The sequence below is a fragment of the Empedobacter sp. R750 genome, assembly GCF_030324345.1.
Lineage (GTDB): Bacteria > Bacteroidota > Bacteroidia > Flavobacteriales > Weeksellaceae > Empedobacter > Empedobacter falsenii_C.
Window position 1 is genome coordinate 442817 of record NZ_JACAGF010000001.1, and the last position, 24864, is coordinate 467680.

Annotated in this window: 26 protein-coding genes; 6 read left to right on the forward strand and 20 right to left on the reverse strand. The window is 33.3% G+C overall.

Going from position 1 to position 24864, the window contains the following annotated elements; all coding sequences use genetic code 11:
* Nucleotides 1-93 precede the first annotated feature (93 nt).
* The 3 genes from HXZ74_RS02325 (at nucleotide 94) to HXZ74_RS02335 (ending at nucleotide 3078) form a co-directional block, all read left to right on the forward strand.
* Nucleotides 94-921: a hypothetical protein gene (locus tag HXZ74_RS02325; RefSeq protein ID WP_236688212.1), complete on the forward strand. Its 828-nt coding sequence runs from the start codon at nucleotides 94-96 to the stop codon at nucleotides 919-921.
* Between the two features lie 102 nt (nucleotides 922-1023).
* A complete protein-coding gene (locus tag HXZ74_RS02330; RefSeq protein ID WP_286473636.1) occupies nucleotides 1024-2706 on the forward strand; it encodes an RluA family pseudouridine synthase in 1683 nt (560 codons plus the stop codon).
* A gap of 21 nt (nucleotides 2707-2727) precedes the next feature.
* Complete coding sequence (locus HXZ74_RS02335; protein ID WP_038335727.1) at nucleotides 2728-3078, forward strand: hypothetical protein; 351 nt, start codon at nucleotides 2728-2730, stop codon at nucleotides 3076-3078.
* Between the two features lie 58 nt (nucleotides 3079-3136).
* Here HXZ74_RS02335 and HXZ74_RS02340 read toward each other — a convergent pair whose 3' ends face one another.
* Complete coding sequence (locus HXZ74_RS02340; protein ID WP_052217810.1) at nucleotides 3137-3571, reverse strand: FKBP-type peptidyl-prolyl cis-trans isomerase; 435 nt, start codon at nucleotides 3569-3571, stop codon at nucleotides 3137-3139.
* An 87-nt stretch (nucleotides 3572-3658) separates the two neighbouring features.
* Between HXZ74_RS02340 and HXZ74_RS02345 the strand changes: the two genes are divergently transcribed.
* Entirely contained in the window at nucleotides 3659-4555 is an 897-nt protein-coding gene (locus tag HXZ74_RS02345) for a pepsin/retropepsin-like aspartic protease family protein (protein WP_038335725.1), read from the forward strand.
* Nucleotides 4556-4589: 34 nt separating this feature from the next.
* Here the strand turns inward: HXZ74_RS02345 and HXZ74_RS02350 are convergent, their stop codons facing one another.
* On the reverse strand, nucleotides 4590-5327 hold the full coding sequence (locus tag HXZ74_RS02350; protein WP_286473638.1) for a LuxR C-terminal-related transcriptional regulator: 738 nt from the start codon (nucleotides 5325-5327) through the stop codon (nucleotides 4590-4592).
* 197 nt (nucleotides 5328-5524) lie between these two features.
* Here HXZ74_RS02350 and HXZ74_RS02355 point away from each other — a divergent pair, with 197 nt between their 5' ends.
* Nucleotides 5525-5926: a hypothetical protein gene (locus HXZ74_RS02355; protein WP_125350276.1), complete on the forward strand. Its 402-nt coding sequence runs from the start codon at nucleotides 5525-5527 to the stop codon at nucleotides 5924-5926.
* A 55-nt stretch (nucleotides 5927-5981) separates the two neighbouring features.
* Here HXZ74_RS02355 and HXZ74_RS02360 read toward each other — a convergent pair whose 3' ends face one another.
* From HXZ74_RS02360 to HXZ74_RS02435, 16 genes are all read right to left on the reverse strand, one after another.
* Nucleotides 5982-6737, reverse strand: a complete 756-nt coding sequence (locus HXZ74_RS02360) for an enoyl-CoA hydratase/isomerase family protein (RefSeq protein ID WP_286473640.1) — start codon at nucleotides 6735-6737, stop codon at nucleotides 5982-5984.
* 77 nt (nucleotides 6738-6814) lie between these two features.
* Nucleotides 6815-8866, reverse strand: coding sequence for a phenylacetic acid degradation bifunctional protein PaaZ (gene paaZ / locus HXZ74_RS02365; RefSeq protein ID WP_286473641.1), 2052 nt, complete (start codon nucleotides 8864-8866; stop codon nucleotides 6815-6817).
* A gap of 60 nt (nucleotides 8867-8926) precedes the next feature.
* Nucleotides 8927-9520: an acyltransferase gene (locus tag HXZ74_RS02370; protein WP_280061477.1), complete on the reverse strand. Its 594-nt coding sequence runs from the start codon at nucleotides 9518-9520 to the stop codon at nucleotides 8927-8929.
* Nucleotides 9521-9601: 81 nt separating this feature from the next.
* On the reverse strand, nucleotides 9602-10807 hold the full coding sequence (pcaF, locus tag HXZ74_RS02375; protein WP_286473642.1) for a 3-oxoadipyl-CoA thiolase: 1206 nt from the start codon (nucleotides 10805-10807) through the stop codon (nucleotides 9602-9604).
* A 71-nt stretch (nucleotides 10808-10878) separates the two neighbouring features.
* Nucleotides 10879-11292 (reverse strand): hydroxyphenylacetyl-CoA thioesterase PaaI, encoded by a 414-nt coding sequence (gene paaI, locus HXZ74_RS02380; protein WP_180906691.1) that lies wholly within the window; start codon nucleotides 11290-11292, stop codon nucleotides 10879-10881.
* Between the two features lie 14 nt (nucleotides 11293-11306).
* Complete coding sequence (locus tag HXZ74_RS02385; RefSeq protein ID WP_180906690.1) at nucleotides 11307-12464, reverse strand: 3-hydroxyacyl-CoA dehydrogenase NAD-binding domain-containing protein; 1158 nt, start codon at nucleotides 12462-12464, stop codon at nucleotides 11307-11309.
* A gap of 3 nt (nucleotides 12465-12467) precedes the next feature.
* Nucleotides 12468-13253 (reverse strand): enoyl-CoA hydratase-related protein, encoded by a 786-nt coding sequence (locus tag HXZ74_RS02390; RefSeq protein ID WP_180906689.1) that lies wholly within the window; start codon nucleotides 13251-13253, stop codon nucleotides 12468-12470.
* A 6-nt stretch (nucleotides 13254-13259) separates the two neighbouring features.
* The gene (paaD, locus tag HXZ74_RS02395) at nucleotides 13260-13748 is read right to left on the reverse strand and encodes a 1,2-phenylacetyl-CoA epoxidase subunit PaaD (protein ID WP_180906688.1); all 489 of its coding nucleotides are present in this window, start codon (nucleotides 13746-13748) and stop codon (nucleotides 13260-13262) included.
* Complete coding sequence (gene paaC, locus HXZ74_RS02400; protein WP_180906687.1) at nucleotides 13742-14518, reverse strand: 1,2-phenylacetyl-CoA epoxidase subunit PaaC; 777 nt, start codon at nucleotides 14516-14518, stop codon at nucleotides 13742-13744. Before paaC ends, paaD begins: the two co-directional genes overlap by 7 nt.
* 3 nt (nucleotides 14519-14521) lie before the next feature.
* Nucleotides 14522-14809 carry a 1,2-phenylacetyl-CoA epoxidase subunit PaaB gene (gene paaB, locus HXZ74_RS02405; RefSeq protein ID WP_038335709.1) on the reverse strand — a complete coding sequence of 96 codons (288 nt, stop codon included), beginning with the start codon at nucleotides 14807-14809 and terminating at the stop codon, nucleotides 14522-14524.
* Between the two features lie 4 nt (nucleotides 14810-14813).
* Nucleotides 14814-15779 (reverse strand): 1,2-phenylacetyl-CoA epoxidase subunit PaaA, encoded by a 966-nt coding sequence (paaA, locus tag HXZ74_RS02410; RefSeq protein ID WP_038335708.1) that lies wholly within the window; start codon nucleotides 15777-15779, stop codon nucleotides 14814-14816.
* Between the two features lie 22 nt (nucleotides 15780-15801).
* A complete protein-coding gene (gene paaE, locus HXZ74_RS02415; protein ID WP_286473649.1) occupies nucleotides 15802-16884 on the reverse strand; it encodes a 1,2-phenylacetyl-CoA epoxidase subunit PaaE in 1083 nt (360 codons plus the stop codon).
* Between the two features lies 1 nt (nucleotide 16885).
* Complete coding sequence (locus HXZ74_RS02420) at nucleotides 16886-17458, reverse strand: TetR/AcrR family transcriptional regulator (protein ID WP_280037669.1); 573 nt, start codon at nucleotides 17456-17458, stop codon at nucleotides 16886-16888.
* Nucleotides 17459-17462: 4 nt separating this feature from the next.
* Complete coding sequence (locus tag HXZ74_RS02425; RefSeq protein WP_286473650.1) at nucleotides 17463-18800, reverse strand: phenylacetate--CoA ligase family protein; 1338 nt, start codon at nucleotides 18798-18800, stop codon at nucleotides 17463-17465.
* A 116-nt stretch (nucleotides 18801-18916) separates the two neighbouring features.
* On the reverse strand, nucleotides 18917-20971 hold the full coding sequence (locus tag HXZ74_RS02430) for an alpha-ketoacid dehydrogenase subunit alpha/beta (RefSeq protein WP_286473652.1): 2055 nt from the start codon (nucleotides 20969-20971) through the stop codon (nucleotides 18917-18919).
* Nucleotides 20972-20976: 5 nt separating this feature from the next.
* The gene (locus HXZ74_RS02435; RefSeq protein WP_115000323.1) at nucleotides 20977-22236 is read right to left on the reverse strand and encodes a dihydrolipoamide acetyltransferase family protein; all 1260 of its coding nucleotides are present in this window, start codon (nucleotides 22234-22236) and stop codon (nucleotides 20977-20979) included.
* Nucleotides 22237-22401: 165 nt separating this feature from the next.
* On the opposite strand from HXZ74_RS02435, the gene HXZ74_RS17175 reads away from it, so the two are divergent.
* Entirely contained in the window at nucleotides 22402-22542 is a 141-nt protein-coding gene (locus tag HXZ74_RS17175; RefSeq protein ID WP_350324676.1) for a PLD nuclease N-terminal domain-containing protein, read from the forward strand.
* On the opposite strand, the gene HXZ74_RS02440 is transcribed toward HXZ74_RS17175, so the two are convergent.
* Together HXZ74_RS02440 and hppD are read right to left on the reverse strand one after the other, a co-directional pair.
* Nucleotides 22539-23327: a phosphatase PAP2 family protein gene (locus HXZ74_RS02440; protein WP_260392444.1), complete on the reverse strand. Its 789-nt coding sequence runs from the start codon at nucleotides 23325-23327 to the stop codon at nucleotides 22539-22541. The two genes, HXZ74_RS17175 and HXZ74_RS02440, sit on opposite strands and share 4 nt — an antisense overlap.
* Before the next feature lie 145 nt (nucleotides 23328-23472).
* Nucleotides 23473-24603: a 4-hydroxyphenylpyruvate dioxygenase gene (hppD, locus tag HXZ74_RS02445; RefSeq protein ID WP_115000329.1), complete on the reverse strand. Its 1131-nt coding sequence runs from the start codon at nucleotides 24601-24603 to the stop codon at nucleotides 23473-23475.
* Between the last annotated feature and the right edge of the window lie 261 nt (nucleotides 24604-24864).

Here is a 24864-nt window from a genome sequence, read left to right on the forward strand (position 1 = left end):
TTTTAAAATTTAGCCAATAAACGTTAACAAAATTGATGCTAATTTATTAAGACTTATCTTCGTACAAATAATTAAACGTATAATCACGAACAATTGAAATCACTATTTACCATTCTAATATTGCTGTTGTCGAATTTTATTTTTGCACAAGAAAAATGGGTTCAGGGAAACATTATTATTGATGATTCTGACGATACAGCAGAAGGAGTTTACGTTACAAATCTGAGAACAAATCATACAACAATTTCTAATTTTACAGGAACTTTTCTTATTCAAGCAAAAGTAAATGACACGCTTAAAATACAATCTGATTGGTATGAAAATCGACTAATTATCTTAAGACCAAATTTGTTCAATAAACAAACAATTGTAGTCCATTTAGCTGTTCAGACAATTCAATTGAATACCGCATATATTGGTCAAAAGTTGACAGGAATTCTTGAAAAAGATGTCAAAAATGGAAAAAAAGCTGATGTTGTAACAAAACTTTATAAAAGTCTTGGCGTTAATCCTGATATCAAACCTATAAAAGATACATCTTCGTTGAAAGCTGGATTTTTGAGTGGAGATATTACGTTGACGAGATTGGATATTGGACGTATTTATGATGTTTTTTCTGGTAAAGCAAAACAACGAAAAGCATTGCTTGATTATGAAGATAAGTATGACAAAATCACAAAAATCAAAAATTATTTTGGTGATGATTATTTCACAAATGATTTAAAAATTCCGAAATTCAAAATCAGAGATTTCATTGATAATGCATTAACCAATACCGAATCTAAAATAGAATTGAATGATGTAAATTATTTCAAATTACTCCAATTATTTAATTCTTACAGTAAAATATACCTCGACTTTTTATACGGAAAAGTCCCAAATAATACCAAAGTCATCAAAAAAGATACGATAGACGATTAAAAAAAGAACTTGATTAATCAAGCTCTTTTTTGGTATTTTAAAACTATTCTTTTCTAAATTTATACCTTAAACTGTATCTTTGCATCGATTTTAAAGAAACAAATGTCCAGTTATTTTCAATATTTTAAACAACCAATTACAACATACGAACTTCCTAAAAAGTTTGATTATCCATTTTATTATGAACCAACTGAAATTGCAAAACAAGCATGCAAAGAGGTACAAGAATACTTGGAAAATCAAACCGATTTTGAACATAATTTTGGTTTAGAAAATGATCTATCTTCTACTCCAATTGGTAAAATGTTTGGTGTTTTAGTTGTTCGAAATCAGGAGAACAAAATTGGTTATTTAGCAGCTGTTTCAGGGAAATTAGCTAATACTAATCAACACAAAATTTTTGTTCCACCTGTTTTTGATATGTTGAATAAAAATGGTTTTTTCTTAGAACAAGAAGAACGTTTGAATGAAATCAATCGTATTTTAGAATCATTAGAGAATAATCAAAACTATCTACAACTTAAAGAAGATTTTCTTCAATTTGAAATCAATTCTAAATTAAAAATTGAAGAAGGAAAACAACTTTTAAAATCAAATAAAAAAGATAGAAAATCTCAACGCGAAACAATTTCATCAACTTTATCTGAAGAAGAAATTCAATTTTTTGAAGAAGATTTAATCAAACAAAGTTTACGTGATAAATATGAATTCAGAGTTTTGAGTGAAAAACTTGATGCTGAAAAACAACTTTTATTAAACAAAATAAATGTTTTTGAGACTGAAATCAATTCATTAAAAGAAGAACGAAAAACAAAATCTAATTCTCTTCAAAATCAATTATTTAATCAATATAAGTTCTTGAATAAGTTTAAGCAAGAAAAAGGATTATTAGAGATTTTTTCGAACACAGTATTTCAACAACCTCCAGCTGCTGCCGGAGAATGTGCTGCACCCAAATTATTGCAATATGCATTTCAAAATGATTTAGAACCAATTTGTATGGCTGAGTTTTGGTGGGGAGATTCGCCTAAGTCTGAAGTTAGAAAACATGGACAATTTTATCCAGCTTGTACAGGTAAATGTGAGCCAATTTTAGGACATATGTTGCAAGGAATTGAACTAAATGAAAACTTATTGTTGAAGCAAAATTCAACTGTTGAAGAATTAGAAATTTTATATCAAGATGATGATCTGGTTGTTATCAATAAACCAGAAGAGTTTCTTTCGGTTCCTGGAATTGAGATTAAAGATTCGGTTTATCTTAGAATTAAACATCAATTTCCTTTGGCTACAGGTCCGATTATTGTTCATCGTTTGGATATGTCAACTTCTGGAATTCTTGTTTTAGCTTTAAATAAAGAGAGTCATAAACTTCTTCAACAACAATTCATTAAACGTAAAGTTCATAAACGTTATATTGCCCTTTTAGACGGAAATATCGAACATGATAACGGTTTTATAGATTTACCATTACGTGTCGATTTAGACGATAGACCGAGACAAATGGTTTGTTATGAACATGGAAAAACGGCGCAAACAAAATATGAAGTCATTACAAGAAAAGACAATAAAACGCTTGTTTATTTTTATCCAATTACTGGTCGTACACATCAATTGCGCATGCATGCTTCGCATCGTTTGGGACTAAATGCACCAATTATTGGCGATGATTTATATGGAAAAAAAGCAAATCGTTTGCATTTACATGCTGAATCTTTGGAATTTACGCATCCAAAAACGAAAGAATTGATGAAATTTCAGGTAGAACCAAATTTTAATCTCTAATTTTGCGAAAGAATACAAAGAATGGAAAATAAAGATTTGACAATACGAGAAGTGATTTATCGCGATATGGATACGTTGATTATGGCAAAATTGAAAAACGGATCTAACATATCGATTGATGATTTGATTGATATTTCTTCTTATTTAGCAGCAAGTTTGTTCCGTGAACGTTGGAAACAAAAAGGTGAGTTGAGCGAAGAGGAAGTGAATATCGTTTTAGGAAATTTAGGTGATTTTTGCAACGAACATTTTGGTGAATATTTTACGCAACAAGATTTTGATAAAATTGTGAAAATTTCTCAATTATTGTTACAAAAACCTACGTTTGATAACGATTCGAAAGAGTTTTTTGATGAAATATTGAAAAATTAGAGAAAAATTTAAACATAAAAAAACCACTTCTAATGAAGTGGTTTTTTATTTAAATATTTTATAAAATCCCCATCAATTCTACTTCGAAAATCATGGTAGAATAAGGTCCTAATTCTTTTGAAATCTCTCTGTCTTTGTAACCAATTTCAGGTTTTACAACAAATCTAAATTTACTTCCAACTGGCATTAATTGTACTCCTTCTGCCCAACCTTTTATTACATTTTCCAAAGGAAAAGCTGCAGGTTTCTTGCGTAGAACCGAACTATCAAAAACTTCTCCGTTGATATTTGTTCCATGATAATGACACAAAACCGTATCAGATAAAGTTGGCTTCACTCCTTCTCCAATCGTGATTACTTCATACAATAATCCACTTTCGGTTTCGGTTACACCTTCTTTCAATTTATATTCTTCTCGAAAAGCTAAACCTTCTGTTTTGTTCTTTTCGATCAATTCTTGTTTGCGTTTTAATAATAATTCAGCTACTCCCATACCGCAAATTTAAAAGGAATATTTTTAATTATAGTATATTAATGATTTCTACAAATTAGTTTACTTTTAATAAAACAATACAACTAAATGAAAAAGACAATTTTCACTTTACTTTTTACTATTATTTCAATTACTATTTTCGGGCAGAATATCGTAAAAGAGATTCCATTTCGATTAACAAAATACAATAATATTTTAGTGCCAGTTATCATCAATCAAAAAGATACGGTACAACTGATGCTACATACAGGCTCTGATTATATTACGATTATCGATGATTCTTACAAAAAAATGAAATCTATTTCGATTTCTGATACATTAAACAATGTGACATCTTGGGCGGGATATTCGGATATGAAAATGAGTAAGAACAATGTAATTAAATTTGGTAATGAAGAGTTTAGCAAAATTCCGATTTTTATCGACAAACAATCTGGACATGAAAGTGATGGAAAAATAGGTTTGAAGTTTTTCGAAGGAAAATATTTAGAAATCAATTTTGATGAGAATAAATTATTTGTCTATGATAAAGCACCTACCAAACTAAAAAAGTATACAAAATTAAATTCAAGATATTCTCAAGAAACGCTGTATATAAAAGCTTTTCCATTCATTGACAAAAAACCGGTTGAAACAGAATTTATGATTCACACAGGTTTTTCTGGTGCTTTGATGATTTCAGATGATTTTGCAAAAGAATATAAATTATTAGAAAAATTTGAAATTATTGGAGAATCTAAACTAAGTGATGCTGCTGGAAATGTAATTCTTTCCAAAAAATCAATTTTACCTGATTTCGAATTAGCAAATCAAACATTCAAAAATGTACCTATGTCATTTTTTGATAGCACAATAAAAATTCAACACAAAAATATTATGGGTGGCGATTTAATCAAACGTTTCAATCTTATTCTCAATCCAGAAAAAGATATTTTGTATGCAAAGAAAAGTAAATATTATAAAGACGAGTATTTTAAATTATAAATAAAAATCCACTTCAAATGAAGTGGATTTTTATTTATATATTTCTCAAACGTTTATATTTACTCAACAACTCTAAACCGCTTTTACACTCAGTTTTTCGTAATATATTTTTTCGATGAGTACGGACAGTATTATATGATATGAATAAGCGCTCAGATATTTGTCTATCCGATACGCCGTCTAAAATCATATTAGCAATTTCCCTTTCTCGTTTTGATAAATTCGGAAATTCATTTTTCAAGGAATCGTACATAAAAGTAGATTCTATTAAATTCTTTTTTAAATTTCTAATTGTTACAAAGTATTTATTTTGCTTAATTAAAATATCTAAATATATATTGCGATGATATGTAAAATTTATTCTACTATTATCCTCAGAAAAATTGTGAATCGTTTGGTGAACGAAATAAACAAATTGATTTAGATAATTACGAATACGAAATGCATATTCTATAACATAAATATCTTTTTTGTCAATATTTTTCAGATATTCTAATCCTTTTTTTTCTGCAAATTTCACAAAATCAATATCTTCTTTGCAATATAAATTTGTAATTTCTTGATATTTTTTCGGAAGTTTTTCAAAAGGATGTATCTCTAAAATAATTGGTTCTACATCTTTTATTTTATCTGTTTTATGATTTAAAATATAAGAATAAGAAGTTCCTAATTTCAAATCAATAGATTGCTTATCTAATTTTTTATGTGTTTTTTTAGATAAATTATTTTCATGAGAAAAAAAATCTGAAAATTCTTCTCTCAATTCTTTCATAAAGTGATTTTTTTTAGGCATAGTTAGAGTATTACAGATTATATAAAAATACAACAATTGAGGTATTTTATAGTGTTTTTTCTCATACTATTTTTGTCTCACAACAACAAAAGATATTTTTAGAAAAAATTCAGAATCAACTATATATAAATTGTTTTGATAATAAAAAAACAAACAATTCATATATTTTTTAGAAGATGAGAAAACTGGTAAGTTTAATAATGGTATTAGGAAGCTTTGTCGTAACAAACGCGCAAACGGAATCGGAAACATTAAATTGGTTACAAGAAAACAAACCAACATTAGATCATGTCAATTGCCAAGCATATAATTTGTACGGAGATTATTTCGAAATTACCGATGATTATGTAAAATTGTACAATGATGAAAAACAATATTGTAAGATATATTGGAAAGACGTTACGAAAGTAACTACGGAGGATAACTTTTTTTATTTAATTTCAAATAAAAAAGTTGATGATAAAAATGTGCAATTAAAAATGTTGATTACAAATACGCCTGCGAGAGAAAGTTTTGTAAACGCTCTGAGACATATGGTTGATTTAAAAACAACAATTGCAAAATCAAAATTATTTTAAGATAAAAAATCCACTTCAAATGAAGTGGATTTCTTATATAAACTATAGTTGTCTTTTATTTTGCTTTGAATTTGTTAATTGCGTTAATCGTAAATTCTGATAAAACTAACTCACCCGAAATTTTTGCACGCTCAATTAATAACTCATCCCAATTTTCTGTTCCTTCCCAAGAAACACGTTTTAAATGTTTCATTGCTTCTGGATTAGAATTAGCTAATTTTTTAGCTAAAATATCAATTCCTTCATCCATTTCAACTGCATTTGCATAAACTTCTGCATACAAACCTTTTTCTTTCGCCCAATCAGCCGACTGAAATTCAGTTGCATTGATTGCCATTTGTGTAAAAGCAGAATTTCCAACTTTACGTTCTACAGCAGGTCCAACTACAAATGGTCCGATACCAACTGCTAATTCTGATAACTTTACAGACGCAAATTCTGTTGCAAAAGTGTAATCTGCTGCCGAAGCAATACCAACTCCACCTCCTACTGCTTTACCTTGAATACGAGCTAAAACAAATTTTGGTGCTTTGCGAATAGCATTAATTACGTGTGCAAATCCAGAGAAAAATTCTAGACCAGTTTCACGATCTTTGATTGAAATTAATTCATCAAAAGATGCACCAGCACAGAATGTTCTGTCTCCAGCACTTTTTAAAACAATAACTTTTACTTCGTCATCTTTTCCTAATTTTTCAATCTCTTTTGCTAAGTTTCTTAATTGAGAACCTGGCATTGAATTACCTTGTGGATGAAAGAATTCAATTGTACCAATTCCGTTTTGTATATCTGATTTTACGTAAGCTTCCATAGTAATTTGAATATATGTTAATGTGATAATTTGAAAATTATTAGCTAATTAACGAATTATCACATTATCTAAATAAATTAATCTTGATTTAATTTTTTAACCATTGTTAAAATTGTTGCAATACCAACTGTTTCTCCTGTTTCGTCGTAAATATCAACCAACCAACGAACAATTCCTTTTGCCACATCGTTTTCGTCTTTTTTCTCTTGATCGATTTTTTCTTTACATGTAAAACGAACTCCAATTGTAGAACCTGGATAAACAGGCTTCACAAAACGACATTCATCTAAACCATAGTTTAATAAAACTGGTCCTTTTTTCGCTAAAACGAATAAACCTGCCGCTTTAGACAATAAATAGTATCCGTGAGCAACATTACGCTCAAAAATAGTTCCTTCTAAAGAAGTTGCATCAACGTGCGCATAAAAATTATCGCCAGATAAAGCTGCAAATGCATTAATATCTGATTGTTGAATCGTATGTTTTGCTGTAATTAATGTGTCACCAACTTTTACTTCTTCGAAGTGTTTAGCAAATGGATGTTTATCTTCTTCGATATAATCTGCTCCGTATTGATATTGTTGCGTAACCGCCGTCAATTTATTTGGAGAACCTTGGATTGCTGTACGTTGCATATAGTGTAATACACCACGTTTTCCTCCCATTTCTTCTCCTCCTCCTGCACGACCTGGACCTCCGTGAACTAATAATGGAAGTGGTGATCCGTGACCTGTTGATTCTTTGATACATTCAGCATCTAAAATAACAATACGCCCGTGTAATGAACCTGCATTTAAAACGAATTCAGTTGCAATATCATTATCAGCAGTAACAATCGAACAAACTAAAGATCCTTTCCCCATACGCACTAATTCAATTGCTTCGGCTGTTCCATTGTAAGGAATAATCGTAGAAACCGGTCCAAAAGCTTCGATATTGTGAACATCAGTTTTATTAAATGGATCGTTGTTGAAGAATAAAATTGGAGAAATGAAAGAACCTTTGTTTTTATCAGCTCCTTTCACTTCAAAATTATCTAAGTTTCCAAAAATAATTTCTTGAGATTTCGCTAATTCTTCTACTTTCTCACGAACTTCTTTCACTTGCGCTGCACCTGCCAAAGCTCCCATTCGAACACCTTCCACATTTGGATCTCCAATAGTAGTCGTTGATAAACGTTGTCCTAAAGCAATTTGCACATCTTCAACCAAATGAGCTGGAACTAACGCACGACGAACTGCAGTACATTTTTGACCTGCTTTAGTTGTCATTTCACGCGTAACCTCTTTGATGAAAATATCAAATTCTGGTGAACCAACTTGTACATCTTCTCCTAAAACACAAGCGTTCAAAGAGTCAGCTTCTAAGTTGAATGGAACACCTTCTGAAGTAATTCTTGGGTGAGCTTTTAACATTTGTCCTGTCCAAGCAGAACCTGTAAATGTTACCACATCTTCTGACTCCACACTATCTAAAATTCCGTTTGCAGAACCAGTGATTAATTGTAAAGCACCGTCAGGTAAAATTCCAGATTCGATGATTGCACGAACAACAGTTTCCGTTAAGAAAGATGTGATTGTCGCAGGTTTTACGATAGCTGGAACTCCAGCCAATAAGTTAACCGCAACTTTTTCTAACATTCCCCAAACTGGGAAGTTGAAAGCATTGATATGAATTGCAACACCACGTTTTGGTGTTAAAATATGTGTTCCTAAGAATGTTCCGTTTTTAGAAATTTTATGTGTTTCTCCTTCTACATAAAATGGTTGATCTCCGAATTGGCGACGTAAAGATGCATTGGCAAATAAGTTACCAATTCCACCCTCAATATCAACCCAAGAATCTGCACGTGTTGCTCCTGTTGCCCAAGATACTGTGTAAAATTCTTCTTTACGATCCATTAAGTATAAGGCTAATTTTTTCAACATTAAACCTCTTTCTTGGAACGTCATTTTACGTAAAACTGGTCCACCAACTGTACGTGCATAATCCATCATCGCACCAAAATCTAATCCGGCTGATGATGCTGTTCCTATTTCTTCGCCATTGATGGCGTTATATAACATTTGCCCTTCAGACGAACCTTTTGTCCATTGTCCTAAAGCATAATTTTCTAATTGTTTAGCCATTTTTATGTTGTTTGTGTATTTTATTATACGTCCAACGAAATTCGAATTTCGAAATCCGTTTTACTTTGTTTCGTTCCAAGTCTTGTAATTACTTGCCATTGACTCGTAATAATAATCTGGAACTTCTGTTAATGGTTCACAAGGTTTCAAACTCTCATGACAATCACTTGGTAATTGCATATATTGTTGAGTACCTTGATCTTTCCATTCGATCATTTGATCCGAAACTTGTTTTACGATTTTGGCAGGATTTCCAACCACAACACTTCTTGTCGGAATATGCGTATCAGCTTTTATAAATGTTAAAGCACCAACGATACATTCGTCCTCCACTACAACATTATCCATTACAACGGCATTCATCCCTACCATACAATTACGACCAATTGTTGCGCCGTGAATAATTGCTCCGTGACCAATATGTGCTTTTTCTTTTAATCGAACAGTAGTTCCCGGAAACATATGAATCGTACAATTTTCTTGTACATTACAATTATCTTCGATAATAATTTGTCCCCAATCACCACGTAATGCACAACCTGGACCGATATATACATCTTTCCCGATAATCACATTTCCTGTTACCACTGCCTGTGGATGAATAAAAGCTGTTGGATGAACAACGGGTTTATATCCTTTGAATTCGTAAATCATTTTTGTAATATAGTTTTTCGTTTGACGAAATTCGAAATTAGTATTACTCGAAAAACTAACTTCGAATTTCGAATAACTATTTTATGCTCTTTCGATAATTACAGCGTAACCTTGTCCTAAACCGATACACATTGTAACTAATGCATAACGTTTTCCTGTTGCTTGTAACTCGTAAGCCGCAGAATTTAAGATACGCGCTCCAGACATTCCAAGTGGATGTCCTAAAGCGATCGCTCCACCGTTTGGATTGATACGAGCATCATTATCCGCTAAACCTAAGGCACGCGTACATGCTAAAGACTGTGCTGCGAAAGCTTCGTTTAATTCGATAATATCAATATCATTCATTGTTAAACCAGCTTTTTCTAACGCAATTTTCGTTGCATTAACTGGACCAATCCCCATGATACGAGGCTCAACACCTGCAACACCAGAAGAAACAATACGAGCCATTGGTGTTAAACCAAAATCTTTAATCGCTTGTTCTGAAGCTAAAATATTAGCAGCTGCACCATCATTAAGACCAGATGCATTACCAGCAGTTACTGTACCATCTGCTTTGAAAGCTGGACGTAACTTTGATAAAATCTCCATAGTTGTATTATTCTTTGGGAATTCATCAGTATCAAAAATGATTGCATCACCTTTACGTTGTGGAATAATAACAGGAACAATCTCTTTCGCTAAACGTCCATTAGCTTGTGCAGCAGCCGTTTTTTGTTGCGACCAAACGGCAAATAAATCTTGATCTTCACGCGAAATATTATCACGCTCCGCCAAATTTTCTGCTGTATTTCCCATTCCATCAACACCCCACATTTCTTTCATTTTAGGGTTGATAAAACGCCAACCAAAAGTTGAATCATAAATTTGCGCATCACCACCAAATGGAGAAGCTGATTTAGAAATCACTAAAGGCGCACGAGTCATCGATTCTGCTCCACCAGAAATCATTAATTGTGCATCACCAACTTGAATTGCTCTTGATGCAGCAATTGCAGCCGATAATCCAGAAGCACATAAACGGTTTACCGTTTCACCCGGAACTGTATAAGGTAATCCTGATAACAAAGCCGACATACGTGCAATATTACGGTTATCCTCTCCTGCTTGATTTGCATTTCCTAAAATTACATCGTAAAATGCAGCAGGATCGATTGATGGATTTCTTTTTAATAATTCGGCGATTACCATTGCGCCCATATCGTCTGGACGAACAGCTGATAATCCACCTTTTAATTTACCAATTGGAGTTCTAACTCCATCTATAATATATGTTTGGTTCATTTTTATACGTTTTACGTGATACGTTTTACGCTTAACGTTCAAAGAACTTATAACGTAGAACTTATAACATTTTACTCTTCAATCAAAGGTTTACCTGTTCTGAAACAAGTTCCTTTAAATAAAGCAATTAACTCATTGTTTTGATTCGTAACTTTGATATCGTAAATACCTGTTCTTTTTGTCGAAGAAACTTCTTGCGATTCGATTGTAAATACATCACCTTCGTGTCCAGCTTTCGTAAATGAAATATGAACATCTAAAGCAACTGAAATATTATTGTACATATTGCACGAAAAAGCAAACGCAGAATCTGCCATCGCAAAAGTAACGCCTCCGTGAACAGAACCTACTCCGTTCATCATTTCTGGACGAATTGCTGCTTGTAATTTTGCATATCCTTCTCTAACTTCAATTACTTCTAAACCTAACCATTCACTAAATTTATCGTGATCAAGCATTGCATTTAATAACTTTTGTGGTTCCATGTTTTGATATTTTTTTAGTAGAATGTTTTGTTTTCTTTGACGTAATTTCTGATAATTGGACTTAAACGATAACGGTCTTCGTGGTAATAATTGTACAATTCATCTAAATCGTCTTGTACTTTTTCCAAACCATATTCATCCGCCCATTTCAATAATCCTTTTGGATAATTTACACCTTTTGTCATCGCTGTATCTAAATCTTCACGGTTTGCAATGTTTAAAAATAAAGCATCAGCTGCTTCGTTGATTAACATCACTAAAACGCGTTTGTAGATTTTTTCTAATAAAGCTTGATCTTGAGATGGTGCTTTTTTCTCCACTCCTTCTGCATAATTGTAGAATCCACGACCAGATTTACGTCCGTAATATCCCGCTTCGAATAAACGTTTTTGAGAAAAAGATGGTTTGAAACGAGGATCATAAAAGAATGATTCGAAAACAGATTCGGTTACACGATAATTCACATCATGACCGATAAAATCCATTAATTCGAAAGGTCCCATACGGAAACCTCCAACAGAAGTCATTGCAAAATCGATTGTTTCTGCATCGGCTACGCCTTCTTCTAATAAACGAATCGATTCGCTGTAGAATGGGCGAGCCACACGATTTACAATAAATCCTGGTGTATCTTTTGTGATGACTGGTAATTTACCAACAGATTGAATTAATGCTTTTACTTCGTCTGCTAATCCTTCGCGTGTTTGCACAGCTGGAATAATTTCTACCAAAGCCATTAATGGTGCTGGATTGAAAAAGTGAATTCCGATTACACGTTCTGGTTTTGAACACGCAGATGCAATTGATGCAATTGATAAAGAAGAAGTGTTTGACGCTAAAATACATTCGTCAGAAACGATTTCTTCCACTTGTTTGAAAACTGATTTTTTGATATCTAAGTTTTCAATAATTGCTTCAATCATTAAATCGATTGATGCAAAAGCTGTTAAACTATCTGCATATTCGATCTTGTTTTGAATTTCTTGTGCTTTTTCAGCAGTATATTTTTCTTTCGCCACTAACTTCTCGAAAGTCTTCGCTAAGTTTTGTTTAGAACGATCTAAAGCTTCTTTATTTGTGTCATATAAAACAACAGAATGACCAGATTGAGCAAAAACTTGCGCAATTCCAGAACCCATTGCTCCACCACCAATAATTCCTATTTTTTTCATTTCTTACTCGCCTTTAAAAACTGGATTTCTTTTCTCGATAAATGCGTCTACACCTTCTTGATAATCCGATGTATTCCCTGATTTAGCTTGAAATAATCCTTCTTGAATTAATTGTTCTTCGATTGAATTATTAAATGTTTGATTCAATAATTTCTTTGTATAAGCCAAACCTTTTGTTGGAAGATTGGCTAATTTATCTGCAATCTTTGCAACTTCAGTATCGAAAATATCATCAGCAAAAAACTCATAAATCATTCCGATTTCTTTAGCTTGAGCCGCCGAAACTTTATCCGCCAGCATCATTAAAGCAGTTGCTTTTTGAAGTCCAATTAAACGAGGTAAGAAATAAGTTCCTCCACAATCTGGAATTAAACCAATTTTAGAAAAAGCTTGAATAAAATTTGTCGATTCTTTCGCGACAACAATGTCACAAGCCAAAGCTAAATTTGCTCCTGCACCGGCAGCAACACCGTTTACAGCAGCAACAACTGGTTTGTCCATGTTTCTAATTTTAAGAACCAATGGATTGTAATTTTCTTGAACGATTTTATTGAAGTCGATTTCTTTTTCTTCTAAAACTTCGCCTAAATCTTGACCAGCGCAGAATGCTTTCCCCGTTCCAGTTAAAACCACTGCACGAACAGAAACATCTTGAGCTGCAACATCCAAGTGATGTTGAAGAGATTTAATCATTTCCTGATTAAAACTGTTAAAAACAGAAGGACGATTCAACGTAATCGTAGCAATTCCTCCCTCTTGTGTGTATAGGATTGATGTTGAATTTTCCATAATTTTTTAGTGATGACATTTGAAATAATCAAATGGTTCGTGGCAGCTATTGCATTGATACATAGCTTTGCAGGCCGTAGAACCAAATTGACTGATAAGTCTGGTATCTGTAGAGCCACATTGTGGACATTCTACATTTTGTTCATCCGAAAAAAGCGCATCAGACGAAGGATTTTTGGTTGGCGGTGCAATTCCATAAGCCTTCATTTTTTGCTTTCCTTCTTCTGTCATCCAATCAGTTGACCATGAAGGGCTCAACTGATTAATGACATTGATATTTTTGAATCCTTTTTCGATTAATTTTAAACGAACAGAAATTGAAATTGCACTCATAGCAGGACATCCTGAATATGTTGGCGTAATTGTAACATTGACACTTTGTTCGTCAATTAATTCAATTTTACGCACAACACCAAGATCGATTACACTAATCACAGGAATTTCTGGATCAGCGACTTCCTCCATGTATTGCCAAATTTCTTTTTCGGTTACCATTGCGAATTAGGATAAGTTCTTTGTAAATATTGTAAATCTGTTAAGATAAATCCTAAATGCTCTGTATGAACACCTTCTTTACCTCCTTTTTGTACAAATGCATTTTCTACATCAGCTTCGATTGTAGCTTCGTCTAAAATTGCTTTTACATTTGCGAACCAAGTTGTTTGAAATTCTTCTGGACTTGAAATTAATCCTTCTTCAACTAAAGCTTTTTGGTAAGGCGCTAATAAAAACGCTTCTTTTACATAAGGTAAAATATTGTTTACAGCTTCCTGAATTTTATCGTGAGATTCTTGTGTTCCATCACCTAAACGAATCATCCATTCTGAAGACCATTTTAAGTGATATTTTACTTCTTTCAATGATTTTTCAGCGATGGCTTGTAATTTAAGATCTTTTACTTTCAAGAATTGTTCTAACAATAACGCATGGTAAGAATCATAAAAGAATTGACGTGCAACCGTATCTCCGAAATGTCCGTTTGGTAATTCAACCAACAATAAGTTTTTATATTCACGCTCTTCACGTAACATTGCTAACGTATCTTCAGTTGCTCCATTCCCGATCATTTCCGCAGCATAGTCATAATAATTAGAAGTTTGACCTAATAGATCCAACGCCATATTAGACATTGCAATGTCTTGTTCTAAAATTGGACCATGACCACACCATTCGCATAAACGTTGCGCCAAAATTAGATTTGTATCCGCTAAATGCAAGATAAAATCGATGTAATTTTGATTGTTTTGATAAACTGTACTTGTCATAAATTACATGTTTTTAATTTCTTCTGGTACATCATAAAAAGTTGGATGACGGTAAACTTTGTCTTCTGCAGGGTCAAAAAATTGTTCTGCTTCATCAGGATTAGAAGCATGGATATTAGCAGATTCTACCACCCAAATACTCACACCTTCTAAACGACGTGTATATACATCGCGTGCATTTTCTAGTGCCATTGTAGCATCAGCAGCATGTAAGCTCCCAACGTGTTTATGGTCTAACCCTTGTTTACTTCTAATGAATACTTCCCATAAAGGCCAATCTCTATTTTCCATCTTTTTATGCGTTTTTGCGTTGTTCTTTTTCTAATTCTCTTTGTTTTCTTTTTTCGTGGTAAGCTGTTGCTGCATCACGAACCCAAGCTCCTTCGTTGTGTGCGTTACGGCGAGCATCCAAACGTTGTTTGTTACATTTACCGTTTCCTTTCACAACATTCCAGAATTCTTCCCAATCAATTTCTCCGAATTCGTAGTGACCTGTTTCTTCGTTGAATTTTAGATCAGGATCTGGAATAGTTAATCCTAAATATTCGGCTTGAGGAATAGAAATATCTACGAAACGTTGACGTAATTCGTCATTCGAGAAACGTTTGATTCTCCATTTCATTGATAATTCTGAGTTTGAAGATTCTTCATCTTTTGGTCCAAACATCATTAATGTAGGCCACCACCAACGATTCATTGCATCTTGCAACATCGCTTTTTGTTCTGGTGTTCCTTTTGATAATACCACTAATGCTTCGTAACCTTGTCTTTGGTGGAAAGATTCTTCTTTACAAACACGTACCATTGCGCGAGCATAAGGTCCGTAAGAAGTTCTACATAATGGAACTTGATTCAAAATCGCAGCTCCATCTACCAACCAACCAATCATTCCGATATCTGCCCAAGTAAGGGTTGGATAATTGAAGATTGATGAATATTTTGCTTTACCTGAATGTAAGTCATTTAAAGTTTGGATACGAGAAACACCTAATGTTTCTGCTGCACAGTATAAATATAGACCGTGTCCAGCTTCGTCTTGAACTTTCGCTAACAAAATTTTCTTTCTATTTAACGAAGGCGCTCTTGTAATCCAGTTTGCTTCTGGTAACATCCCAACAATTTCTGAGTGAGCATGTTGAGAAATTTGTCTAATTAATGTTTTACGGTATGCGTCTGGCATCCAGTCTTTTGGTTCGATACGAACTTCATTTTCAATCTTATTATCGAAGATTTCTTGAAAATCAATTTCTTTTGCACTCATTTCTAAACGTTTTTAAAGTTGATTATTTGGCATCAAAATCTACCACGACTTCTGCAGAACGAGGGTGCGCTTGACACGCTAATACAAATCCTCTTTCTAATTCATCTGGCTCAAGTGAGTAGTTGATGTCCATTTCTACCTCACCCTTCTCTACTTTACACTTACAAGTTGCGCAAACACCACCTTTACAAGCATAAGGTAAATCAGCTCCGTTTTGTAAAGCCGCATCTAAGATTGTATCGCCATTGTAACCCAAATCAATCTGTAAAGCTGTTGCATCTAATTTGATGGTTACTTTACTCATTGTATCATCTGATTGTTTTACAGCTTTTTGACGCTCTACCTTTTTCGCTTCTGCAGATGCACTATAGAATAATTCGAAATGCAAATGTTTTGCATCAACTCCTGCTTCTACAAAAGCGTCACGACCGCTTAAAATCATTTCTTCTGGACCACAAAGGAAAACTTCGCTTACTTCTTTTGGATCGATGATATTTTGCAAGAAATATTCAATTTTTGCTTTATCAATACGACCACTCAAAATCTCAGCATCAGCCGTTTCGCGACTCAAGATATTGTAAACGCTAATGCGTTCCATGTATCTATTTTTTAATGCTTCGATTTCTTCTTTAAAAATAATCGAACCTTTGTTTCTGTTTCCATATAACAGTACAAATTCACTGTTAGGCTCTGTTTGTAGAACTGTTTTGATGATAGAAAGTACAGGTGTAATTCCTGATCCCGCCACAATTCCTACATATAATTTTTTGTTGTCTTCGTGTACTTCTGTAAAGAAATTTCCTTGTGGAGTCATTACATCAAGAACATCGCCAACTTTGATTGTATCGTTAACAAATGTCGAGAAAATTCCATCCTCAATTTTCTTTACAGCAACTCTTAATTCATTATCCAAAGGACTTGAACAAATTGAGTAAGAACGTCTAATTTCTTCGTTATTGTGAAAATTCTTAAACGTTAAATATTGACCATGTTTGAATTTGAATTCTTGGTTTAATTCTTCTGGCACTTCAAATGTAACGGATACACAATCTGGTGTTTCCTTTTTTACATTTTTAACGCGTAATTGGTGAAAATTTATAGCCATATTATTTTTGAAATCCGTTAATTAATAGTGTCATTAAGTCATTTTCTAATTGCTCTGGTGAGATATCTCGTCCAGGTTTGTACCACAATTCTATCCAACGTAATGATGATAATAAAGTAAATAAAGCAACCGAAACATTCAAGTCTTTAAATTCGCCTGCTGCAATTCCTGCTTTGATAAGATTAGCGATTCTTTTTTCGTATCCTTTTCGAATTGTTTTGTACAATTCTTTTTTCGTATCCGAAAGATTTTTCCAATCATTATTTGCAACAGAAACTTCGTTTGGCTCATCAATAATCATTCTGACATGCAATTGAATTAAATCTCTCAATTTCTGAACATTTGATTCGTTTGTATCTTCGATCGAACTAATGTGAGAAACATATTGATTAGCAACTTTAAAACAAATCTCTTCTAAAATTTCGTCTTTCGAACGAATGTGATTGTATAAACTTGCGGCTTCCATTCCAACCTTTTCAGCCAGTTCGCGCATTGATGTTGCCGAATAACCTTTTTGTTTAAAGATTAAGGCAGCTTCTTGAATAATCAGTTCTTTTTTACTTTGTTTAGGCATATATTTATAAATGTCTGTTATCGATGATTCGGTTTAATTTTCCTCCTTCACTTTTCGGAAGTCCATCAACTTGATACAATTTAACATTCATTCCTAATCCAATATTGTCTCTAATTTTTTTGTGAATGTTAGAGATTAATTTGCAACATGCATGATTAGATTCGTCGTTCAAATTATCACAAGTGTAACCTTGGGCTGCAAAATAGTCAGGATTAATTTCAAATCCAACTTCTACAGCATCCATATTTTTAGGTTTTGTTAAAACTACTTGATAATTTGGTGATAATTCTGGGAATTCTGGAATAAAATCAGCGATTTGTGTGTGAAAGAAATTTACACCTCTAATAATCATCATATCATCTGCACGACCAATAATTGGTCCCATTTTGATATGCGTTCTTTTCTTAGAATGTTCGTACGTAAGGGTTGTAATATCTCCCGTCCAATAACGCACCAATGGTAAAGCTTCTTTTGTTAACGTTGTAATCACTAAAACTCCAGGTTGTCCGTAAGGCACAGGCTCTCCTGTTTTCTCGTCTACAATTTCTGGAAAGAAATGATCTTCCCAAATATAAGATCCTGTTCCTTGTTCTTCGTAATCTTCGTTAGATACACCAGGTCCGATAATTTCGCTCAATCCATAGATATTAGAAGCTTTGATGTTCAAACTTCCTTCTACTTCTTGACGTAACGCTTCTGACCAAGGTTCTGACCCTAAAATAGCAACCTTTAAATTAAAATTATCCAAAGATTCTCCTCTTTTTTTGATTTCCTCTGCTACTGTTAATGCATACGATGGTGTTGCACAAATCGCATCAGCTTGAAAATCTTTCAACAACATGATTTGTTTTTCAGTATTTCCACCAGAAATAGGAACAACTGTCATTCCTAATTTTTCTGCTCCATAATGTAATCCCAAACCTCCTGTAAACAAACCATAACCATAGGCATTTTGTAATGTCATTCCCGGTTCGCATCCAGAAGCCGCTAAAGAACGCGCTACTACTTCTGAAAATAATTCGATGTCGTTTTTGGTATAACCTACAACAGTTGGTTTTCCTGTTGTGCCGCTTGAACAATGTAAACGGATTACGTTGCTCTTTAGTTCTGCAAATAATCCGAACGGATAGTTCTCTCTTAAATGTGTTTTTTTAGTGAAAGGTAATTTGTGTAGATCTTCAACACCTTTGATGTCTTCTGGCTTTATTCCAGCTGCATCAAATGCTTCTTTGTAAAAAGGTACATTGTTGTACACTTTTTGTAACATGTTTTGAAGTCTTTCGTTTTGAAGAACGCGCAATTTTTCAATTGGCATTTGTTCTATCTCGGGATTAAATATCATAATTTTTGCAGATTTTGATTTTTGATAATAACAAATTTAATCAAAAAAAATAAAAAAACTAACAAACGTTAGTTTTTTTAGTGTAAAAAATACAATTATTATTAATTGTTGCCTTTTTAATAGGATAAAACATTATTAATCAATGTTTTTAATTTTTCAGCATTCGGTAACATTTCTGCTTCTAAAGTGGAATTTAATGGAATTGCTGGCATATCTTGCGCTCCTAACACACGAATTGGTGCATCTAAGTACTCAAAACACTCTTCATTAATTAAGCCTGCAATACTCTGTGCAAAAGAGTTCTGCTTCGCTTCTTCTGTCAAAACTATACAACGATTGTGTTTTTTTACACTATTAAAGATTGACTCCTCATCTAATGGAACTAAAGTTCTTAAATCGATAATTTCGACTTGATTAGGAAAATCCTTCGCTGCTTGTTTTGCCCAATATACTCCCATTCCGTATGTAATAATCGAAACAGAATTATGATTTTGAGAAGATTCAGCCGTTAAAACTTCACGTGCTTTACCAAAAGGCAATATATAATCTTCGTCTGGCTCAACAGTCGCCGCATCTTCTGTTCCTTTTATTTTACTCCAATACAACCCTTTGTGTTCTAACATTACCACAGGATTTGGATCATAATATGCTGCTTTCATCAAGCCTTTCAAATCCGCTCCAGTAGATGGATACGCAATTTTGATTCCTTTGATATTCGTCAAAACACTTTCAACCGAACTTGAATGATAAGGACCTCCGCTTCCGTACGCACCAATTGGTACACGTAAAATCATAGAAACTGGCCATTTACCGTTTGATAAATAATTAGAACGCGCTACTTCTGTAAACAATTGATTAAGACCAGGCCAAATATAATCGGCAAATTGCACCTCAACAATTGGTTTTAAGCCAACTGCAGACATTCCAACTGTAGATCCGATTATAAATGCTTCTTGAATTGGTGTATTAAATACACGATTTTTTCCATATTGTTTTGCTAAAGTTGCTGCTTCACGAAAAACTCCACCCAAACGCAACCCAACATCTTGTCCATATAATAAAGCTTCTGGATGTTCTGCCATCAATTCACGAATCGCAAACAACGCAGAATCTACCATTACTGTTTTTTCTTTTCCTTCTGGTGAACGATTTCCTTTTTCTTCAGTAATCGGTGTTGGCGCAAAAACATGCGTATACAAATCTTCAGGGCGAGGATCTTCTGCTTTTAATGCTTCTTGATATTCAGCCTGAACTTGTTCTTTTATCTTATTCTCAATTTCGATTAAATCATTTTCTTCGAAACCTTCATTTAATAACGTATGTTTTAATTTATCATAAGGATCGCGAGATTGTGCTTCCTCCAAATCATCTCTGTACCATTCTTTGCGAACGCCAGATGTATGATGATTCAATAAAGGAACTTTTGCATGCACCAAAATCGGACGACGTTCTGTACGAATAATTTCAATTGCACGTTGAATCGTTTCATAAGAAGCCAAGAAATCTGTTCCATCAACCACAAAAACTTCCAAACCATTGAAACCTTTCGCATAATGGGCAATATCTTGCGCACGAATTTCATCTGCCGAAGCCGAAATATCCCATTCATTATCTTGAACCAAATATAAAATTGGTAATTGTTTCAACGCTGCCATTTGGAAAGCTTCCGCAACCTCACCTTCTGTACAAGACGCATCTCCTAACGAACAAACTGCAATTGGTTTTAGTTCTTCGTCACAAAGACCTTCTAACTCTTTGTATTGCATTCCCATCGCAATTCCCGTTGTTGGAATCGCTTGCATTCCCGTTGCACTACTTTGATGCGGAATTTTTGGCATATTATCTCGACGCAAACTTGGATGAGAATAATACGTTCTTCCTCCAGAAAAAATATCATCGCGTTTTGCCAATAATTGCAACATCAATTCATAAGGCGTAATCCCGATTGATAATAACATGGCATCATCACGGTAATATGCGCTTAAGTAATCTTGTGGTAATAATTGTAATCCTGTTGCAATTTGAATTGCTTCGTGTCCACGCGCTGTTGCGTGAACATATTTGCTTGTTACAGCTTTATTTTCTTCGTATAATTCGGTTAAAGATTTTGCAGTAACCAATAATTCGTATGCTTGTTTAAGTAATGTTGTTGTTGATAATATGGTTTCCATTCTGATTAAATTTGCGTGTTAACATCCCAATTCTCCATGTAATCTGAAATTCGTTTCAAGAAAACGCCTCCCAAAGATCCGTCTATCACACGATGATCAAACGAAAGTGACAAATACATAAATTGTCTTGCCACAATAATATCTCCAAATTCAGTTTCCAAAACCGCTGGTTTTTTCTTGATTACACCAGTCGCCAAAATTGCCACTTCGGGTTGATTGATAATTGGCGTTCCCATTAAATTACCAAAAGTTCCTACATTACTTATTGTAAACGTTCCTCCACGAACATCATCTGGCGAAAGTTTGTTGTTTCTCGCTTTATCTACAATTGAATTTACACCTTTTGCTAAACCTTCTAAATTCAATTCATTGGCTTGATGAATAACAGGAACAATCAAATTATTGTTTGGTAAAGCAGTTGCAATTCCAATATTTATCTCATTGTGTTTGATTATTTTAGTCTCAGTTTCATCAACTGATACATTAACCATTGGAAAATCTTTAATTGCCCGAACAACACAATCTACAATTAACGGCGTAAACGTTAATTTCTGTTTGTATTTTGCTTCAAAAGCAGCTTTATTTTCTTCGCGCCATTTCACAAAATTCGTCACATCAGGTTCAACATAAGCAGTCACATGAGGCGAAGTTTGTTTACTCTTTTTCATGTGTTTCGAAATCAATTGACGCATTTTATCCATCTCAATGATTTCATCTTTCGCTCCAAAAGAAGAACTTGAAACTACATTATTTTCACTTAAAGCATTACTTGAATTATTAGTTGTAAATGATTTATTTTTAATATAATTCAACACATCATTCTTCGAAATTCTCCCATCACGACCAGAACCTTTTATTTGTGAAATATCAGTTGATTGAAGATTTTCTTTTTGAATAATACTTTTTACCAAAGGTGATAAAAATTGATTTGTATCGATTGAATTTATAGTTTGTGAAGTTGTAGCAGTTTCAATCTTTTTTTCTTCAACATTTTCAGTTTTTTGAGCTAATTGTTGTTGATTTTCTGATGGCTCAATTAAAGCAAAAACTTCTCCGATTTTTATTTCATCTCCTTCATTAAATCTAAACTCAATAATTTTTCCAGCAGTTGTAGAAGGCACATCAGAATCTACTTTATCCGTCGAAACTTCGGCAATTACCTCATCCTCTTGAATGAAATCACCAACGTTTTTTGTAAAACGAACCAATTGTACAGACTCAACACTTTCTCCCAATTTTGGAATCGTTAGTTCTATATTCTTCATTTTATTTGTTTGCAGTTTTGAGCGTTGAAGATAATGATTTTTTATAAAAACTAATGAATGTTAGTTGAAATATTCATTAGTTTTATGCAAATTAATTAAACAATGGAAGATATTTTTGTTGGGATATGGTTTCTTTTTGCATTAACAATGGCCTTTTTACCAATAATGTGTTTAATACATATTATTACACATCAGTTTAGAAATTTAAAAACAAAATTTCTATGGATTTTTGTTGTAGTATTAATTCCATATTTAGGTTCTATTTTATATTATTTAAAAGGTCGAAATATGGTTATAAATAACTAAAACCTCATCACCAAACCAACTCCCGCTTGATTATTTTGATAAACAGGAAAAACCATTGTTGCGACTTTAGATTCTTTATTTTTGGGAGAAAACCAATTGTTAATTGTAGGAAATAACCAATACGCCAATTCCGTCGATAAAATTCCTATTCCCGCTCCAGCAACAACATCTCCTACCCAATGGCGATTATTGATAACACGATAAACACCCGTAAAAGCAGCCAAAGGATATCCAGCCAAACTCAACCAAAAATTAGAATCTTGGTATTCTCGAAACATAAATTGAGCCGTAGAAAACGCATTCGCCGTATGTCCTGAAGGAAAAGAAAGATTGTTTGTACCATCAGGTCTTTCCTCTTGTACAGTGTGTTTTAACCCCATCACCAAACCAGTATTGATGATTTGAGAAGTTGCTAAAATTATCGTTCGATCTCGTAAATTATGCTTTCCTTGAACACCTGCTAAGTTTAATCCATAAACCGCTACCGCAGGCAAATATTGTGTATAATTATCAAATCGATTTCCTTTGGTTTTATCTTCCAAAATCTCTTTTTGAGTCGATTTATTCAAATTATCCAACGCTGGAATTGCCAAACTCAAACTTCCGTACGTAATTAAAGTCGCAGGAATAATCAACTTTTTGGCGTTAAAATGATAAACTTTATCTTCTGGATTAAATGTCTGTTTTGAAATAGAATCAAGTTGAATAGAATCCGTTTTAGTTTGCTGTATCGTATCTTGTGCATTCCCTTTTATCGAAAATATTGAAAGTAATACACAATTCATTAATATCGTTTTTGTTTTAATTTGGTTCATTTTCACATTCATTTTATTGAACAAATGTATTTGAAACCTCCTTACACAAAACTTAAGATTTGATTAAGAAAAAAGCCATTAGAAATAATCCAATGGCTTTTTTAAAAATATTTATTTATAAATTTCCTCGACGTTCTTGCTCTCTTTCTAACGCTTCGAACAATGCTTTGAAATTCCCTGCTCCAAACGATTGCGCTCCATGACGCTCGATAATTTCGTAGAATAATGTTGGACGATCTTCGACTGGTTTTGTAAAAATTTGTAACAAATAACCTTCTTCATCACAATCAACCAAAATTCCTAAATCTTGTAACTTCTTGATATCCTCATCAATTTCACCTACACGTTCTGGAATCATATCGTAATAAGCCTCTGGTGGTGCAGATAAAAACTCAACTCCGCGAGATTTAAGCTCTGTAACAGTTTTTACAATATCCTTAGTTGCAACAGCAATGTGCTGCACACCTTCTCCTTCGTAAAAATCTAAATATTCTTCAACTTGAGATTTCTTTTGACCTTCTGCAGGCTCATTAATAGGAAATTTTGAATAACCATTTCCGTTACTCATTACTTTCGACATTAATGCTGAATATTCTGTATTGATTTGCTTATCATCAAACGATAAAATATTTACAAATCCCATTACATCTTGATACCAAGCTACCGCCTCGTTCATGCGATTCCAGCCTACATTACCAACGCAATGATCTACATACAACAAACCACAATCTGTTGGTTGATATGTTGATTCAGATTTCACATAACCTGGCATAAAAGGACCTTCATAATTTTTACGCTCAATAAACATATGAATCGTTTCACCATATGTGTAAATTCCAGACATTTTTACTTCACCAAACTCATCTGTAATAGTAGTTGGCTCCATATAAGGTTTTCCTCCACGTTTTGTTGTTTGCTCAAAAGCATCGTACGCATCATCCACCCAAAGTGCTAAAATTTTAACTCCATCACCATGTTTCATTGCATGTTGACAAATTGGTGAGTCTGATTTTAAACCTGAAGTTAAAACTAAACGTATTTTACCTTGTTGTAAAACATAAGAAGCTCTATCTCTCACTCCTGTTTCTGGTCCTGCATACGCAACTTCCTGATATCCGAAAGCAGTTTTATAATAATGTGCAGCTTGCTTCGCATTTCCTACATAAAACTCGATATAATCTGTTCCATTGATTGGAAGAAAATCTTGTGCTAATGCTATTTTTTCAGCAAATGTTTGTGTACTCATTTTTATGGTGTTTTTTAATTTATTGTATTATGTAAAAAGTAAAATGTATTAAGTTTTACTATAATTATTTAGATTCTTCGACAAGCTCAGAATGACAGTTACGCCAAGCTTAATTTATTTCAGCTTTTCTTCAAATTAACTTATGAGATATTGAAACAAGTTCACGATGACTTTTATTAAATCTTTTCTTAGATTCTTCGACAAGCTCAGATGACAACGAACTTAGAACTTAGAACTTAGAACTTAGAACTTAGAACTTAG